The sequence below is a fragment of the Flavobacterium gelidicaeli genome (assembly GCF_013294005.1).
Classification (GTDB): domain Bacteria; phylum Bacteroidota; class Bacteroidia; order Flavobacteriales; family Flavobacteriaceae; genus Flavobacterium.
Window position 1 is genome coordinate 28,619 of the sequence record NZ_JABSNK010000006.1, and the last position, 18,719, is coordinate 47,337.

14 protein-coding genes are annotated in these 18,719 nt (G+C 32.8%); 4 read left to right on the forward strand and 10 right to left on the reverse strand.

What is annotated here, in order from left to right; genetic code table 11:
- Positions 1 to 70: 70 nt before the first annotated feature.
- The 6 genes from HNP99_RS10550 to lon form a co-directional block, all read right to left on the reverse strand.
- Entirely contained in the window at positions 71 to 529 is a 459-nt protein-coding gene (locus tag HNP99_RS10550; RefSeq protein ID WP_173853346.1) for a DUF5362 family protein, read from the reverse strand.
- A gap of 111 nt (positions 530 to 640) precedes the next feature.
- Positions 641 to 2,422 carry a 30S ribosomal protein S1 gene (gene rpsA / locus HNP99_RS10555; protein WP_173853347.1) on the reverse strand — a complete coding sequence of 594 codons (1,782 nt, stop codon included), beginning with the start codon at positions 2,420 to 2,422 and terminating at the stop codon, positions 641 to 643.
- A gap of 369 nt (positions 2,423 to 2,791) precedes the next feature.
- The gene (locus HNP99_RS10560) at positions 2,792 to 4,168 is read right to left on the reverse strand and encodes a nucleoside permease (RefSeq protein WP_173853348.1); all 1,377 of its coding nucleotides are present in this window, start codon (positions 4,166 to 4,168) and stop codon (positions 2,792 to 2,794) included.
- A 72-nt stretch (positions 4,169 to 4,240) separates the two neighbouring features.
- Complete coding sequence (cmk, locus tag HNP99_RS10565) at positions 4,241 to 4,936, reverse strand: (d)CMP kinase (RefSeq protein ID WP_173853349.1); 696 nt, start codon at positions 4,934 to 4,936, stop codon at positions 4,241 to 4,243.
- A gap of 7 nt (positions 4,937 to 4,943) precedes the next feature.
- The gene (porQ, locus tag HNP99_RS10570; protein WP_173853350.1) at positions 4,944 to 5,969 is read right to left on the reverse strand and encodes a type IX secretion system protein PorQ; all 1,026 of its coding nucleotides are present in this window, start codon (positions 5,967 to 5,969) and stop codon (positions 4,944 to 4,946) included.
- Positions 5,970 to 6,119: 150 nt separating this feature from the next.
- Positions 6,120 to 8,570, reverse strand: a complete 2,451-nt coding sequence (gene lon, locus HNP99_RS10575; protein ID WP_173853351.1) for an endopeptidase La — start codon at positions 8,568 to 8,570, stop codon at positions 6,120 to 6,122.
- Positions 8,571 to 8,880: 310 nt separating this feature from the next.
- Here lon and HNP99_RS10580 point away from each other — a divergent pair, with 310 nt between their 5' ends.
- Genes HNP99_RS10580 through HNP99_RS10595 form a run of 4 tightly spaced genes read left to right on the forward strand, consistent with a single transcriptional unit; the run spans position 8,881 to position 11,755 of the window.
- Complete coding sequence (locus HNP99_RS10580) at positions 8,881 to 9,435, forward strand: RNA polymerase sigma factor (protein ID WP_173853352.1); 555 nt, start codon at positions 8,881 to 8,883, stop codon at positions 9,433 to 9,435.
- Complete coding sequence (locus HNP99_RS10585; RefSeq protein WP_173853353.1) at positions 9,432 to 9,968, forward strand: anti-sigma factor; 537 nt, start codon at positions 9,432 to 9,434, stop codon at positions 9,966 to 9,968. Before HNP99_RS10580 ends, HNP99_RS10585 begins: the two co-directional genes overlap by 4 nt.
- Complete coding sequence (locus tag HNP99_RS10590; RefSeq protein WP_173853354.1) at positions 9,952 to 11,019, forward strand: hypothetical protein; 1,068 nt, start codon at positions 9,952 to 9,954, stop codon at positions 11,017 to 11,019. Before HNP99_RS10585 ends, HNP99_RS10590 begins: the two co-directional genes overlap by 17 nt.
- A 7-nt stretch (positions 11,020 to 11,026) precedes the next feature.
- Positions 11,027 to 11,755, forward strand: a complete 729-nt coding sequence (locus tag HNP99_RS10595; protein ID WP_173853355.1) for a head GIN domain-containing protein — start codon at positions 11,027 to 11,029, stop codon at positions 11,753 to 11,755.
- Positions 11,756 to 11,827: 72 nt separating this feature from the next.
- Here HNP99_RS10595 and HNP99_RS10600 read toward each other — a convergent pair whose 3' ends face one another.
- From HNP99_RS10600 to glgB, 4 genes are all read right to left on the reverse strand, one after another.
- Positions 11,828 to 13,129, reverse strand: coding sequence for an MFS transporter (locus tag HNP99_RS10600; protein WP_173853356.1), 1,302 nt, complete (start codon positions 13,127 to 13,129; stop codon positions 11,828 to 11,830).
- Positions 13,130 to 13,272: 143 nt separating this feature from the next.
- A complete protein-coding gene (locus HNP99_RS10605) occupies positions 13,273 to 14,091 on the reverse strand; it encodes a M48 family metallopeptidase (RefSeq protein WP_173853357.1) in 819 nt (272 codons plus the stop codon).
- An 89-nt stretch (positions 14,092 to 14,180) separates the two neighbouring features.
- On the reverse strand, positions 14,181 to 16,580 hold the full coding sequence (locus HNP99_RS10610; protein WP_173853358.1) for a glycoside hydrolase family 31 protein: 2,400 nt from the start codon (positions 16,578 to 16,580) through the stop codon (positions 14,181 to 14,183).
- Between the two features lie 201 nt (positions 16,581 to 16,781).
- Entirely contained in the window at positions 16,782 to 18,689 is a 1,908-nt protein-coding gene (gene glgB / locus HNP99_RS10615) for a 1,4-alpha-glucan branching protein GlgB (protein WP_173853359.1), read from the reverse strand.
- Between the last annotated feature and the right edge of the window lie 30 nt (positions 18,690 to 18,719).

The window sequence follows — 18,719 nt, forward strand, 5'->3', positions numbered from 1 at the left end:
ATAAATAAGCAAAGCCTCAAGTTAACTTGAGGCTTTATAAACTATAGTTTCAAAATTTTTAAAATTGATTTTACATTGCTGAACTTATTCCAAATACTATAAAAACAATAAAAATTAATGCATAAAATGAGATAAAAACTAAAGAAGTAATCCCCACAAATTTAAAATGTGACTTCATAAACTTAAAGGCATCTTTCAATTTTAAATTATCATTTGTTTTAAGAGCAGCTTTAAGCTTAGTAGAAAATTTAAACATGTAGTAAACTGGAAAGAAGTATATGACCGCCATCACAATGTAGAATGTGCCAATAAAACCACCACTCATTTGATTACCCATCATACCACCAAACATACTTCCCAATTTAGAAAATAATGATTGCACGAAGAGTCCTATCATAAAAAAAATCCCCACACCTACAAAACCAAGGATCGACAAGAAATATGTCCATTTTGCAGTTTCTTTTAAAAACCCTTTTGATTCAAAATCAATTATTAAATCTTGATTCTCTTTTGGAGTAAATTCATTCATAAATTTTAGTTTAGTTATTAAGTGATAAATATATACATTTTATCAGAAATTACAACATAAAAAAAAGCCTCACATCACTGTGAGGCTTTAAACATATAGATTGTCTGAGAATTATTTTTTCTCTGATTTTTCCATTTTAGCTTTCAATGCAGCTAATACATCATTGCTATCTCCTAAAGTAGATGCAGGTGCATTAGATGAATTTGAAGCTGAAGAATTATTTTCAGTGTTAGCTTTCACATTTTTCTCTTCTTCTTCACGGAAGATAGCAGTGTGAGATGCAACAACTCTTTTAAATTCTTTGTTGAATTCGATTACTTTGAAATCAGCAGATTCACCTTTTTTCAATTTCTTACCATCTTCTTTTTCAAGGTGACGAGTAGGAATGAAAGCAACTATATCATCTCCAAATTCTACAGTAGCTCCTTTATCAACGATCTCAGAGATCTCTCCGTTGTGGATAGTTCCAACAGCGAATGAATCTTCGTACTGATCCCATGGATTAGGAGTAGTTTGTTTGTGACCTAAAGATAATTTACGACCATCAACATCTAATTCTAATACAACAACGTCAAGTTTTTCACCAACGTTAACGAATTCAGATGGGTGTTTGATTTTCTTAGTCCAAGATAAGTCAGAGATGTAAATTAATCCATCAATTCCTTCTTCAAGTTCTACGAAGATACCAAAGTTTGTAAAATTTCTAACGATACCTGAATGTTTAGAACCTACAGGGTATTTAGAAGTAATATCAGTCCAAGGATCTTGAGATAATTGTTTGATACCTAATGACATTTTACGGTCATCTCTATCTAATGTTAAGATAACAGCTTCAACAACATCACCTACTTTTACGAAATCTTGAGCAGAACGTAAATGAGTAGACCAAGACATTTCAGAAACGTGGATTAAACCTTCAACACCTTCAGCAACTTCGATGAAAGCTCCGTAATCAGCAATAACAACTACTTTTCCTTTAACTTTATCTCCAATAGCCAAGTTAGCATCTAATGCATCCCATGGGTGAGCGTTTAATTGTTTCAATCCTAATTGAATTCTTGTTTTCTCATCATCGAAATCAAGGATTACAACATTTAATTTTTGATCTAATTCAAGAACTTCAGATGGGTGGTTGATTCTAGACCAAGAAAGGTCAGTAATGTGAATCAATCCATCAACTCCACCTAAGTCAATAAAGACACCATAAGAAGTAATGTTTTTAACAACACCTTCTAATACTTGTCCTTTTTGTAATTGACCAATGATTTCTTTTTTCTGTACTTCAATATCCGCTTCAATAAGCGCTTTGTGAGATACAACAACGTTTTTAAATTCGTGGTTGATTTTCACAACTTTGAATTCCATTGTTTTATTTACGTAAACATCGTAATCTCTAATTGGTTTAACATCAATTTGAGATCCTGGTAAGAACGCTTCAATTCCGAAAACGTCAACGATCATACCACCTTTAGTTCTGCATTTTACAAAACCATTAACGATTTCTCCTGTTTCGTTTGCAGCAATAACTCTATCCCATGATTTGATAGTACGTGCTTTTCTGTGAGATAAAACTAGTTGTCCAGTTTTGTCTTCACGGATATCGATTAATACTTCAACAGTATCACCTACTTTTAAATTTGGGTTGTAACGGAATTCGTTTAATGAAATAACACCTTCCGATTTTGCGTTGATATCAACGATAACGTCTCTATCTGTAATTCTAACAACTGTTCCATCAACTACTTCTTCTTGGTCAGTAGCGATAAAAGTTTTAGTTACTAATTCTTCGAATTCTTTTAAGTGCTGATCATCAACTGGATCGATACCTTCTTCAAAGTTATGCCAGTTAAAGTTTGCTAAAAATTCTTCTTGAGATTGGATTTGTTCAGACATGCTGATTAAAATTTGTATTCTGCATTCTCTCGAGTTTCATAAAGCAGTAGAAAACAACAGAAGTTGTTTGTATAATTAATTGATACCTAATGGAAACTCTTATCCACCAAAAGGTGTGCAAAAGTAATACTTTTATTTGAAACAACAAAAATATTCAGTAAAAGATAACTTACTGAAAATCAGAAGCGAAACAATAGGCTTTTTTTACCAGCATGGTTTCCCGCTCTCCCCTTTATCTCTCCGTCCCAAAAAAAGGGACTACGAGGATACCGGCTCCATCGGGGCTAAGCAGCTTACACCCTTCATTTTCAGCCACAAAAAAACCCGATATCTATCAACATCGGGTTTCTATATATAAAGGTATAAATCTTAATGATTTAATTTTTCAACTATTTTAGGATCATGCTTGTGCTTAAACAATATCGCAAATGCAATTGCAATAATCAAAGCATACAATGCAAATGAAAGCCAAATTGTATGCCAGTCTTTCATAAATATCTCACGACTAAAAACCCCATTAGACGCTACCTCTACTCCTTGTCCCTTTATAAAATCTCCCATTAAAGGATTATTAGGTTCTGTTTTTAAAAAAGTAGAAAGCGTTTCAGTCGAATTAAAAGATTTTGTAAAAAAATGATCAATTGCCCAACCCGAAGTAAAACTTCCAAGAATAGCTCCAAAACCATTAGTCATCATCATAAACATCCCTTGAGCCGAAGAACGGTTTTTAGGATCCGTATTCGTTTCTACAAATAATGAACCTGAGATATTAAAGAAATCAAATGCCATTCCGTAAACAACACAAGACATAATAATCATCCATAAACCATCTACTGGATCACCGTACGCAAAAAAGCCAAAACGCAATACCCAAGCCAACATACTGATCAACATTACTCTCTTAATCCCGTATCGTTTCAAGAAAAACGGAATCGCTAATATAAATAAGGTTTCTGAAACCTGAGAAATTGACATAATAATTGTAGAATACTTCACTACAAATGAGTCGGCATATCTAGGAAAATGTTTAAATTCATCTAAAAAAACATCGCCATACGCATTAGTCAACTGTAAAGCGCCTCCTAAAAACATAGAAAAAACAAAGAACAGCGCCATTTTATAATTAGCAAATAACTTAAATGACTCTAAACCCAACATTTCCATTGTAGAAGCATTCTCCTTAATCAAACGTTGTGGTTTGCTTTTAGGTAATGTAAAAGCATAAATACCTAAAATCAATGCCGCAATTCCTGCAATATAAAATTGATATGAAGTTGATTTATTTCCAGTAAGGTTTGTAATCCACATGGCAACAATAAAACCTATAGTACCGAAAACACGAATAGGCGGGAAATCCTTTACAATGTCATTCTTATTTAATAGTAAAGCATTATAAGAAATCGAGTTACTTAGTGAAATAGTAGGCATATAGAAACACATTGCTACTAGAATTACATAAATAAAAGTAGTAGGCTCGGTTACCATTGGTAAATAAAACAACACTGCTGCATAAAGTATGTGCAAAACTCCGTATAGTTTTTCAGCATTTACCCATCTATCGGCAATGATACCGGTTAATGTTGGCATAAATAAAGAGGCAATTCCCATGGTACTAAAAACCAAACCAAATTGCGTACCATCCCAATTTTTTGTCCCAAACCAGTAGTTTGCAATTGTAATCAACCAAGCTCCCCAAACAAAAAATTGAAGAAAACTCATTAAAATCAATCTGTATTTAATTCCCATTGTGATGAATTGTATTTATTTCGAAAATTTACAAGGCGTAAATCTAGTATTAAAAATGATATCTACAAAAAATTATAACGTTTTAGTAACTTCATTTATTAATGCAATCACTAAATCAAACTGCTCGTCTCTGCTTAAATTTGAATTATCAATTTCTGTAGCATCCTCAGCAACGATTAAAGGAGAATCAGCTCTGTGCGTATCAATATAATCGCGTTCTTCAACGTTTTTTAGCACCGCTTCATAAGTTACTTGATCACCTTTAGCTTGCAGCTCATCATAACGTCTTTGTGCTCTAGTACTTGCAGTTGCATTCATGAATATTTTAAGTTCTGCTTCTGGAAAAACTACGGTCCCAATATCTCTTCCGTCCATTACGATTCCTTTATTTTTCCCCATTTCTTGCTGTTGTTCTACTAATTTAGAACGCACTTCTGAAATTTCAGCAACTTTACTTACAAAACCAGAAACTTCAATTTTTCTAATTTGCTTTTCTACATTACTATCATTCAAAAACATTTCACCAAAACCTAAATCAGAATTGAATATAAATTGTAATTTTATTTTTGGCAACGCCTTAATTAAAGCTTCTTTATTAAAAAATTCAGCAGAAATATACTCCTTTTGCATCGCATACAAAGTAACCGCACGGTACATAGCACCAGTATCTACGTAGACATATCCTAATTTATTAGCCAATTGTTTTGCTAAAGTCGATTTTCCAGTTGATGAAAATCCGTCTATTGCAATTGTAATTTTTTTACTCAAAATATTATTATTGAAAATTAATAGTTAATCCAAACAAACTCGAATTTCCGGCTAAAGTATACCTAGAATACGAATAGTTAAATTTTAATTTGTTAAATCTTAATCCAAAACCTAACGAAGCTCCTGAAAAGTTACGCTGGTCTACTATTTTTAATTCTTCTCCTCTTCTAAAGTTATATCCTAATCGCAAATTAAATGCTTTTTTAGGAAACAGCTCAACTCCTACTATTACATGTCGCAAAGCATTATTTACAAATGACACTTTCTCCTCAGTTACCGTACCATCTATAGCTGTTGTCGCTCTTTCTGGATTTGCAAAAGCAATATTCCACTGTTGTAGATTTTCAAGCGTTAAATGCCATCGCAAAGGTACGTGCTCTAATTCCTGTGAAACCCCAGCAATTATTTCTAAAGGCAATTTTTCTCTAAATTCATTATAAGCAGTGAATTGTGTCCCTATATTTTTAATCACTAAAGCCCAATTAACATCATTCCGTTCGTCTATGAATATACCTCCTAGGTCAATTGCTCCCCCTTGTGAATTATAACTCTCTAAAGTAGACGATATCAATTTAGCATTAGCTCCTAAATAGATCGTAGTAAACGGGATATTGTAAGCATAACCAACAGATAAAGCTATTTCGCTCCCTGTAAATGAAGATGTTGCTTGACCGTTTTCATCATATCCTTCAAATGATCCGTAATTTACATAATTTACAGCTGCATGAAAGGTATTTAAATGTTTATCATAGGTGTAAGCGTAAGATGCATTTCCATAAGTTACCTCCCCGTAATAACTTCCATAATTCAAAGCCAAATGATTGTGCATTTCATCATTGATAACCGCAGGGTTAAAGTTGGCTTGATTGACATCATCGTCATAAATTGTAATCGTTTTACCTCCTAAAGCAGCTTGCCTAGGGGAGGAAATTAAATTCAAAAATTGGTAGGTACTCTTTCCTCCTATCTGGCCATACGAGTAGGCAGATACAAATAATAAAAAGTACAAAATACATTTTTTGAAAACGCTCATAATATTGTTTTGTGCAAACGAAGATAAAATTATAATGCTATAAAAAGCTGTTTTTCTATCGCAAAATTCCAAACAAACAAAATTCCAAAATCCTCGTTTGTGTTTTAAACTTGGATTTTGGAATAAAATTTCATTTTTAGAAGTGTCTAACTACAACTTCTTAGCATTTTTAACATCTTGATCTGTTAAGGCAAATTTTAAAACTTCACTCATTTCTTTTACAAAATGAAAAGTTAATCCCTCAACATAGTCTGGTTTTATCTCATCAATATCACTTTTATTCTCGTGACATAATATGATTTCTTTAATATTTGCTCTTTTAGCAGCTAAGATTTTCTCTTTGATTCCACCTACTGGCAATACTTTTCCTCTAAGTGTAATTTCACCTGTCATAGCAATATTTTTCTTCACTCTCTTTTGTGTAAACAAAGAAACTAATGAAGTCAACATAGCGATACCAGCACTTGGGCCATCTTTAGGAGTAGCTCCTTCTGGAACGTGTAAATGAATGTTGTACTTAGAGATTATATCAGGATTAACACCTAAATGTGCCGCATTTGCTTTAATATATTCTAAAGCAATGGTAGCTGATTCTTTCATTACGGTACCTAAATTTCCAGTGATAGTCATGGTTCCTTTTCCTGGTGAAATTAGCGATTCAATAAATAAAATATCACCTCCTACACTAGTCCAAGCAAGCCCCGTAACAACTCCCGCCACATCATTACTTTCGTACTTATCTCTAATTAATCTAGGAGTACCTAAAACTTTTATGATATCTTCGTCAGTAACTTTTTTATTGTACTCTTCCTCCATAGCTACAGATTTTGCTGCATTACGGATTACTTGAGCAATTTTAGCCTCTAGTCCACGTACCCCAGATTCACGCGTATAACCCTCAACAATTTTTTCTAATTGTTTTTTTCCAATGGTTAAGTCCTTGGTTGTTAATCCGTGTTCTTTTAATTGTCTTGGAAATAAATGTTGCTTGGCAATTTCTACTTTTTCTTCAATAGTATAGCCAGTCATTTTTATAATCTCCATTCTGTCACGCAATGCGGGCTGTATTGTGCTCATATTGTTGGACGTAGCAATAAACATCACTTTTGATAAATCATAACCCATTTCTAGGAAATTATCATAAAAAGAATTGTTCTGCTCTGGATCTAAAACTTCTAATAATGCCGATGATGGATCTCCTTGATTGCTGTTTGACAACTTATCAATTTCGTCTAAAACAAAGACTGGATTAGATGTTCCTGCTTTTTTCAAACTCTGAATAATCCTTCCTGGCATTGCTCCTATATAGGTCTTTCTATGTCCTCTAATTTCAGACTCATCACGTAATCCTCCTAAAGAAATACGTACATATTCTCTACCTAAAGCTTCTGCAACAGAGCGCCCAATTGATGTTTTACCAACTCCAGGAGGTCCTGTCAAGCATATTATAGGTGATTTCATATCATTACGCAGTTTTAAAACCGCCAGATGCTCAATCATTCTTTTCTTAACTTCTTCTAGACCAAAATGATCTCTATCAAGAATTTTCTGTGCTCTTTTTAAATCAAAATTATCTTTAGAATATTCACCCCAAGGCAAGTCTAGAAACAACTCTAAATAATTTCTTTGAATACCAAAGTCTGGTGCTTGCGGATTCATACGACGCATTTTTGACAATTCTTTATCAAAATGCTTTTGCGTTTTTTCATCCCACTTCTTAGTTTTTGACTTTTGAAGCATCTCATCCATTTCTTCCTCTTGCGACACACCACCTAGTTCTTCCTGGATAGTTTTCATTTGCTGATGCAAAAAGTATTCGCGCTGTTGCTGGTCTAAGTCAAAACGAACCTTAGATTGAATATCATTTTTAAGCTCTAGTTTTTGCAATTCAATATTCATATATCGAAGCGTCTCTAGTGCTCTATCTTTCAAATTACTAATCGCTAATAAATCTTGTTTCTCTTTAACAGTTAAGTTCATGTTTGAGGTAACAAAATTGATCAAAAAAGACTGACTCTCAATATTTTTTATAGCAAAAGTAGCTTCACTAGGAATGTTTGGACTTTCTTTAATGATCTGGATAGCCAACTCTTTAACTGATTCTAAAATCGCTAAAAATTCGGTATCAGTTTGATCTGGACGACTTTCTTCAAACTCTTTAATAGTCGCTGTTAGATAAGGATCTTCGGCTACAACTGTATCAATTTCAAAACGTTTTTTTCCTTGTAGAATTACCGTAGTATTTCCGTCAGGCATTTTTAAAACACGTAAAATTCTAGCAACGGTTCCTATAGTATGAATATCGTCTTTAGTAGGATCTTCATCTTCTTCATTTTTTTGAGCTACGACTCCTATTATTTTTCCTGCAGCATTTGCATCGTCGATCAATTTTATTGATTTGTCACGACCCGCTGTAATGGGGATTACAACTCCTGGAAATAAAACCATGTTTCGCAACGGTAAAATTGGTAATGATTCCGGCAATTGCTCGTTAATCATTTCCTCTTCGTCTTCTGGTGTTAATAAAGGGATTAATTCGGCTTCAGAATCAAATTCTTGAAGTGACAAATTGTCAATAGTAAGTATTTTATGGTTTGACATAGTATATTTAAGTCTTTTTGTCATTAAAAATTTCATGGAATGAACAAATATAAGCTAAGCTTTATATAAATATAGCTATAAATCCATATTATTCATTAGATGTTATAAAAAGGCAATCACTATGCCATTTTAACAATTTCGCTTTACGCAAAAGGCAATTAGTATTAATAACGATCAATATCTAAACCTTTAATTCATTGGTTTAAACCAAAAAAAACAGACCATTTTGAAATATTAATTAAATTATTATTTACAAAAGTGTAACAGTTCTAAAAATAATCAGTCTCTTTATAAAACCTTAACTAACTATTTGAAATTAGCCAGCAAACATATTGACGAACTAATTGCGCTTTGTAAAAAAAACGATCAAAAAGCACAATTTGAAATTTATAATCGCTACAGCAAAGCGATGTATAATGTGGCTTTTCGTATTGTAAAAGACTACCATTTTGCCGAAGATATTATGCAAGAGGGTTTTTTAAAGGCTTTCATCAAAATTGATTCTTATAAAAATGAAGTCGCTTTTGGTGCATGGCTAAAAAGAATTATTGTTAACTGCAGTATTGATTTCTACAAACAACAGAATAAATATTACAAAGAAGATTTTGATAATCTTGCAGTAACACTAGTCGAAAACGATAATGACTTTATCGATAGCGCTAGTTTTAATGAGTTAAAAGTGCAACAAATCTTGGCAACATTACAAACCATGAAAGAGAGTTATAGTATGGTGCTTACTTTATTTTATATTGAAGGCTACGACCAAGAAGAAATTAGCGAAATACTGAATATTAGTTACGCTAATTGCCGAACCACATTGTGTAGAGCAAAAGAGAATTTACGATCCAAATTGATGAAATTATGAGAAATGAAAATGAAAAATTAGATCAAATGTTTGATGAACACAGATACCAGTGGGATACCGAACATTTAGAATTGAACCACGAACAGCGATTTTTAAAAAAATTAAAAAAGCAAAATCCTATACAGAAATACTTTTTCCAGATAACTGTTGCTGCTACAATTTTAATATTATTGGGAATTTGTACCTTTTATAAAGCAGAAGAAAAGTCAAACACCTTTGAATTTGCATCTAAAGAAACAAAGCAAACCGATTCTATTTTTACTGTTTTAATAGCGAATCAGTTAAATAAAATTCAAGAAAAAAAATCACCTGAAAATGAAAAAATAATTTCGGATGCATTGAAACAAATGAAGCAGCTAGACAATGATTACAATAAAATTATTATTGAATTGCAAAAAAACGGAGAGAATAAAGTGATCATAAATGCTTTGATTAGCAACTTACAAATAAGAATTTCTTTTCTGCAAAATGTATTGCAACATATTGAAACTAATGAGAAATTAATTAGCTTAAAAGATGAAAAAACAACGTAAATACCTTTTTATTTTATTTTTAATTCCTTTTTTGATGTTTTCGAATGGGGAGAAATTTACACATACCAAACAGAAAAACATAAAAAAAACCTATCTCGTTAATACTGATGCCAGTTTAGCCATTACTAACTCCTACGGAAGCATTACAGTGATACCTTGGGATGAAGACAAGATTGACCTAGATATTACTATCAAAGTGAGTAGTAACAACGAGAAATGGATCAACGAGCGCCTGAATGACATCACAGTTGATATTAGCGCATTAAAAGGACTGGTGAGTGCTAAGACGATAATTGGTAACTCAAGTTCAAGAAACAATGGGTCTAACAATAATTTTGAAATAAACTACATTATAAAAATCCCAAGAAATAGCAATAATGTCAACCTCAACAATAAATATGGAAGTATTATTTGTACTGATTTGTTATCGAGTACTATGATTTATTGTAAATATGGAAAATTAACATTGGGCAAATTAAGTAGTAATAACAATGACATCCAAATAGAATATTGCGATAATTCAAGTATCAACTATTTGAATAATGGAACTATTATAGCAAAATATTCCGACTTAAATATCCAGCAAATAAACAAACTTGATTTAACCTCAGATTATACTGATATCGATATTCAAGACGCAAACGAGGTAAAATATACCTGTAAATATGGGGATTTGAATTTTCAAAATATTAAAAACTTAGACGGATTAGGTAATTATTTAAAAATAAAGGTGGGCAACCTCAACGGAAATTTAAAAATAAATACCAAGTACAGCGATATTTTAATTCATACCATCACTGCTAAAGCTTCGGCTGTAGCTATTGTTTCAAATTATAGCAACTCAACTATTGGATTTGATGAAAATTTTGATTTTAATTTTGATGTTATTCTGAGTTACGCTAATTTAAAATACTCAGGAGATTTGACATTTATAAATAAAGAAGAAACAAATAACACTAAAAAGTATAGTGGTTATTATAAGAAAAAAGGAAGTAATTTAATTAAGATTTCTTCTGATTATGGAAATGTATCATTAATCAAAAAACAATAAAACAATCATGAAAAATCTATTAAATTCAATGTTGTTAAGCGGATTGCTTTTTACAACTATGGCAAACGCTCAGTGGTTTTCTAAAAACACAATCAAAGGCAACGGTAAAATTATAACTGAAAAACGAAGTACAGCTAATTATGATCAAATAAGAGTTGGAGGCTTTTTTGATGTAGAATTAGTTTCAGGTAAAGAAGGTGCTATTACTATTGTAGGGGAAGAAAATATTCTTCCTTTAGTAAAAATAGAAGTCGAAAATGGAGTTCTACTTATCTATACTGAAAAGAATAAAAGCATAAAAACAAGTAAAAAATTACTCATTACGGTCCCTTTTGAAAGCATATCAGATGTTTCTCTCGGAGGATCAGGAAGCATAACTACTAAAAGCACGATAAAAACAACTAAATTTTCAGTAAAATTATCAGGTTCAGGAGATATCAACCTTACTCTTGACGTAAACGATGCAGAGGTTAATATTAGTGGCTCTGGTGATGTAAATCTAAAAGGCAAAGCAACAAACTATGACGGTAAACTATCTGGATCAGGAGATCTTAACACGTATGAGTTAAACGCTGAAAATGCAAATGCTGTTATTTCTGGTTCAGGAAACATACAACTATTCTGTTCTAATAATTTAATTGCAAGAATATCTGGTTCTGGTAGTATCAATTACAAAGGTAATCCTAAAACAAAAGATACTAAAGTTAGTGGATCAGGTAGCATTTCTGCAAAATAAACGCATTGTTAAAGCATAAAAAAGCTGTTTTTAAGAATTCTTAAAAACAGCTTTTTCAATTTAATTACATCACTATTCTTTTTCTTCTTTCATAAAACTTAAAACGATAAAACCAAGCAGAAAGAAAACAGCTAGAATGAAAAAAGAATTTCGCATCGAGTCGGTTATTGCTCCTACGAATCCAAAAATAAAGGTACCTACTACAATGGCAATTTTCTCAGTCACATCAAAGAAACTAAAATAAGTAGCATGATCTTGAGTATGGGGTAAAATTTTAGAATATGTTGAACGTGATAAGGTTTGAATTGCTCCTAATACCAGCCCTATAGTTCCTCCAAGCGCATAAAATTGTAAGTCAATAAATTCACTTTTAGCATCTAATAAATAAGCGGCTATACAAATTCCACCCCAAATAATAATAGTTATTTTTAAGGTTTTAATATTTCCAATTTTTTCTGATATTCTTGAAAATATATAGGCTCCTAAGATCGCAACTAGGTTAATCAATAAAATGATTATAATTAATTTACTGGTGTCTATACCTAATTCCTTTTTACCATAAAGGCCCGCTAACAAAATGACTGTTTGCACTCCAATACTATATAGAAAGAAAGCTGTTAAAAATTGTTTTAGCGCTTTTAACTCATTCAAACTCTTTAAAACTCCTTTAAGTTCTCTTAATCCTTTAAAAATATAATCTTTCTCCGGTTTTTTATGAAACACATTATTAGGTAAATAATAGAATGTCACTTGTGCAAAACCAATCCACCAGATTCCTACCGCTAGAAAGGAAATACGAGCAGGTAGTGACCCATCTGTAATACCAAACCATTCTGGTTTCATTACCATTGTTAAACTAAAAGTAAGTAATACTAGCGAACCTAAATAACCAAACATAAACCCTTTAGCACTAACTCTATCATGTTGTTCCGGATAAGCAATTTCAGGCAAATACGAATTGTAAAAAACGATACTTCCCCAGAAACCAATACTCGCCAAGATGGTTCCTAAAATCCCTATCCATAAAGTGTCTTGTCCTGTAAATAAAAACAAGCTCATCACTGATAGTGAACCTAAGTAGCAAAAGAATTTTAAAAACTTTTTCTTGTTACCCGTATAATCTGCTATTCCAGATAATATAGGCGACATTAAGGCTACAATTAAAAACGATAACGATAATGAGTAAGACAGTAGAGATGAATTATTAAATTCGGTTCCTAGAAATTGCACCTTACCATTGTTATCACTTGTAACTGTCTCGTAGTAAATAGGAAAAACAGCCGTTGCAATAACCAAACTATAAACAGAATTTGCCCAATCGTAAAAAGCCCAAGCATTAATTAATTTCTTATCTCCTTTTTGTAATGATTTCATAGGAATCTTTTTTATACGAATTTATTTATTTTATGGAGTAAATATATAAAATCTACTTTAACATTAAGGATAAAAATTTTAACAAAAAAAGCCAACTCGTGAGAGTTGGCTTTACAGATTACAGATAATCTTAATTTATTTTATTATTTGAATTTTACTCCAAATTTTGCTGCTGTCGCTTTAGCTTCTGGAACCATTGCTTTTAAATTTGCAATTCTTGTAGCATCAGAAGGATGCGTACTCATAAATTCAGGTTGTGCAGCTCCACTAGAGTTAGCTGACATTCTTGTCCAGAAAGCAATTGCTTCCTCTGGGTTGTATCCTGCAATAGCCATTAATGTTAATCCTATTTTATCAGCTTCACTCTCATTACTTCTACTAAAAGGTAACATTACACCGTACTGTGATCCTAAACCATAAGCAGTACCAAATGCCTGTTGTGTACTTTCACTTTTACCTGATGTAGCAACAGCAACTCCCATACCTATATATTCTTGTAGTTGAGCATAACCCATACGTTGAGCACCGTGATTAGCTAACGCATGTGAAACCTCATGTCCCATTACAGTTGCTAAACCAGCATCATCTTTAGTAATAGGTAAAATTCCAGAATAGACTACAATTTTCCCTCCTGGCATACACCAAGCATTTACATCAGGACTTTCAACTAATTTATATTCCCACTCATATCCTTTTAGATATTCTGTTTGACCTAGAGAAGCTAAATATTTTTCGGCCGCTGCTTTAATTTTTAACCCTACAGACTCTACTTTTTTAGCATCTGCTGTTCCTGTTATCACTTTATTTTCTTTTAAGAAAGTACCGTATTGTTGAAATGAACTTGGAAATAATTGATCGTTAGAAACAAGATTTAAAGTTTTTTTACCCGTTAATGGATTTGTACCACAAGAGATCAATAGCGCTAAAACACCTAATCCTACTAATATTGTATGCTTTTTCATAATAGTTTTTTTAATATTTAACAAAAATACAATTATAATTGAGTAATCATTTATAAAATCATCCTCAATTGTATCATTTTAAAACTATTTTAAGCTCCCATGATGTGTAAAACATGGAATTCCTTAGCTACTTTTAAAAAACCATCTTTTAAGAAAGCTTCCTTATCAAAGGCTACTTTTTCATTATTGATTTGGATATCATTAATTTCAAAAGGCAATCCTATTAGGTTAATTTTATAATAATCGTAATTCGTTTCAAACTTACCTTCTTTGTGCAATTGTATAATAACCTCTTTATCGCGCCCAGTTACTTGAAACGTCAAAAAGCTAAACCTACCTTTTTTATAATCATATCCGTCTTGTGCATCTTCATAGACTACTGACTTTTCGTTTCCTTCTTTGTAATACACGTCTAATGTCAATTCATCAAAATCCAACTCTTCTACATATTGTTGAACAGGGTATTTTGGAATCACCGCTCCTGCTTTTATAAACACCGGAATCTCATCAAATTTAGTATCTACCCACATCTCTTTTCCTCCAATAACGAGGTTGTTTGTCCAGTAGTTGTACCATTCACCGCGAGGCAAATACATTCTTCTTCCTACCGCATTAGGTTCTAATATAGGGCAAACTAGGATTTGGTTTCCAAAAATAAACTCATCATTACGATAATGTGTTTGGATGTCGTCTTGATCATAATATACTAAGGGTTTTAACATAGGAACTCCCTCTTCTATATATTGCCAAAACATCGTGTACAAGTAGGGTAGTAATTGGTAACGCAGGTTAATAAACTTACGAGTAATATCAATTACCTCAACATCAAATGCCCATGGTTCTTGATTCCCATGATCACCAGATGAGTGCGTTCTACAAAAAGGATGAAAAACCCCTAACTGAATCCATCTAGCGTATAATTCGCCGGAAGGCTGTTCAGCAAAACCACCAATATCAGAGCCTGTGAAACCCATTCCGGAAATAGACATGCGTTGCACTTGTATATTTGCAATCCATAAATGCTCCCAGGTAGCTACATTGTCGCCCGTCCATGAAGAACTGTAACGCTGCGTCCCAGAGTATGCGGATCTTGTAATAATAAAGGGCCTTTTAGGATAGGTATATTTCTTAACTCCGTGATAGGTTGCACGAGCCATTTGCATTCCATAGATGTTATGGGCTTTTCTATGACTACAAGGGTTTCCGTCGTAATCATGGCGCACGTCCATAGGGAAAGTTTTATTAGGTACTTCCATAACTGCGGGTTCGTTCATATCGTTCCACACGCCTTTTACACCTACCTCAGCAATTAATTCTTTGAATAATCCGGCCCACCATTCTCTCACTTCGGGATTCGTGTAATCAGGAAAATTACATTCTCCAGGCCATACCTTTCCCTTCATATAGGGACCATCGGCTCTTTTACAGAAATAATCATTCTTTAATGCCTCATTATAAACGTCATAATCTTTATCAATCTTAATTCCTGGATCAATAATTACCACCGTTTTAAACCCATCATCAGCGAGTTCTTTCACCATTCTTTTTGGATCCGGAAAATAGTCTTTATTCCAAGTAAAACATCTAAAACCATCCATGTAATCAATATCTAAATAAATAGCATCGCAAGGAATTTTTAACGCTCTAAATTTGGCTGTAATTTCTTTTACATTACTCTCCGGATAATAACTCCATTTACATTGATGATACCCTAGAGCCCATAATGGCGGTAGTTCCGGTTTACCAGTAAGATCAGTATAAGTAGTAACAACGTCCTCCATTTGTGGGCCGAAGATAAAGTAGTAATTCATCTCTCCTCCCTCTGACCAAAAGCTAGTAACATTTCTACGTTCTTGGCAGAAATCAAAAAAGGTTCTGAAGGTATTATCAAAGAAAATCCCGTAAGCTTGTTTATTTTGTAGTCCAATATAAAACGGAACTACTTTGTATAACGGTTCCTGATCTTTTTGAAAAGCATATTGATCTGTAGCAAAGTTTTCAATTCGTTTGCCTTTTAAGTTCATTTGAGTCGCTTTATCGCCTAAACCATAAAAGCTCTCTCCCTCCTTTGAAGCTTTACTCATTTTAACAATGTTGCCACCAAATTCATAACTCTCCTCCCAATGAAACCCCAATTCATCCTCAAGCAAAACCAAATCATTAAGATCGTAGATAGAGACTCTTAAGTCGGCTTTTTGAATTTTACATTTAACTTTGCTAGTTTTTATTTGATAAAAAGTTTCCTCATCCGTCACTTCCAGAAAATTGTACCCGTGAGAATGGCTTTGATCAATAGCATACGAAAAGTCATTACTAAAATAACCCTTGGTAGTGAAACGAAACCGAATCAAACTATCTCTTAATACGGTGACTTTTAATATTACATTATTGTCAGTATGAAAGTAAAAAGAATCAACATTTTGTTCAAAAGAAACTATTTTTGAAGGATATAAATCTCCTTTATATTCTAATTCAGTATTTGTAATCATAAGGTATGTTATTAATTTTTAAGCCTTTATTCCTAGGTAAAATTACAAAAAAACTTGATTTCTACTTGGTAATAAAAACAATATTAACGAAAACGTTATAATGAAATAACGGCATCCAGAAGCACTAAATTATTGATTATTTATATTTTATGATTAGAAAAAAAGCATTCAATAATTAGCCGTTATTCTAAGCTAACTAAATTATGAAATTTTAAAAACGTTAACACTTAATGGTCCTAACAATAATGCTGCTGAATAGTCTCTACCATCGTATGGAGAGGACTCAATTGTTACTTTTTCGTTATTTTTCACATCGCTACCGCCATATATTTTAGCATCAGAGTTAAAAATTGATATCAGTTCTCCTTTTTTAGGAATTCCTATTCGATAATTATCACGAACAACCTCTGTAAAATTGCAGACTATTATAAGATCGTCTTTAGGATTATTTCCTTTGCGGATGAAAGAGAAAACTGCATTTTGATGATCATAATAATTAATCCATTCAAAACCTTCTTGACTAAATTGTTTTTCATACAAAGCGGCTTCCTTTTTATACAAGCTATTCAAATCAGTGACTAGTTTTTTTATGCCACTATGGTAAGGATATTGTAATAAATGCCAATCTAAACTTCCTTCAAAATTCCACTCATCACTTTGTCCAAACTCACACCCCATGAATAATAGCTTGGTTCCAGGATGGGTAAACATATAACCGTATAACAAACGTAAATTTGCAAATTTTTGCCATTCGTCACCAGGCATTCTTCCAGCAATAGATTTTTTACCATGCACTACTTCATCATGCGATAGTGGCAACATAAAATTCTCAGAAAAAGCGTAGGTCATTGAGAAAGTCAATTCGTTTTGATGGTACTTTCTATAAACGGTTTCTTTTTTAAAATAATCAAGCGTATCATGCATCCAGCCCATCATCCATTTCATACCAAAGCCCAAGCCTCCCATTGAAGTAGGCTTAGATACCATAGGAAAAGAAGTACTTTCCTCTGCAATGGTTTGAACTCCCTCATAATTAGCATAAACTGCCTCATTGAATTCTTTTAGAAAGCTAATTGTGTCTAAATTTTCATTTCCTCCATATATATTTGGCTCCCACTCGCCTTCTTTTCGAGAATAATCTAAATACAACATTGATGCTACTGCGTCAACACGCAATCCATCAACATGATAATGTTGCAACCAGAATAATGCATTACTTATTAAAAAAGAACGCACTTCATTGCGGCCATAATTAAACACTAAACTTTTCCAGTCCGGATGATAGCCTTTTCTTCGATCTGGATGTTCATAGAGATTAGAACCATCAAAAAATCCCAAACCGTGGGCATCATCTGGAAAATGAGAAGGAACCCAGTCAAGAATCACAGCTATTCCCGCTTGATGTAATTTATCAATCAAGAACATAAAATCTTGTGGTTTTCCAAAACGTGAAGTAGGTGCAAAATACCCTGTTAATTGATAGCCCCATGACGGATCATAAGGATACTCCATTACGGGCATAAATTCTACATGAGTAAAACCTGTTTCTTTTACATAATTCACTAAATCATCAGCAAATTCTATATAAGTCAAAAAACGTTTTCCATTATTATGTCTTTTCCATGAACCAAGATGAACTTCATAAACAGAGTAGGGTTTGTCTAATCCATTGTGATTTTGACGCACATTCATCCAGTTCTTATCTTTCCATTTATAGTCTAAGTCCCAAACTACTGAGGCCGTATGAGGTGGCTTTTCACAATAAAAAGCAAATGGATCTGCTTTCTCTGTTACAATATCATTATTAGTTGATTGAATTTTATATTTATAAATAGCACCTTGTTGTACATTTGGAATAAAACCTTCCCAAATACCTGATGAATCCCAGCGTACTTCTAATAAATGCGCTCCTTGTGTCCAGTAATTAAAATCACCTACAACAGAGACTGTCTTTGCAGTAGGTGCCCAAACGGCAAAATAAACGCCTTGTACCCCCTCTTTTTCTATTAAATGTGCTCCTAACTTTTCATATAAACGAAAATGCTTGCCAGCTTTAAACAAATCAATATCAAAATCAGTAAAAAGAGAATGTGATAATACGTTACTCATATAAGCGTGTATAATGCTAACTATAAATTA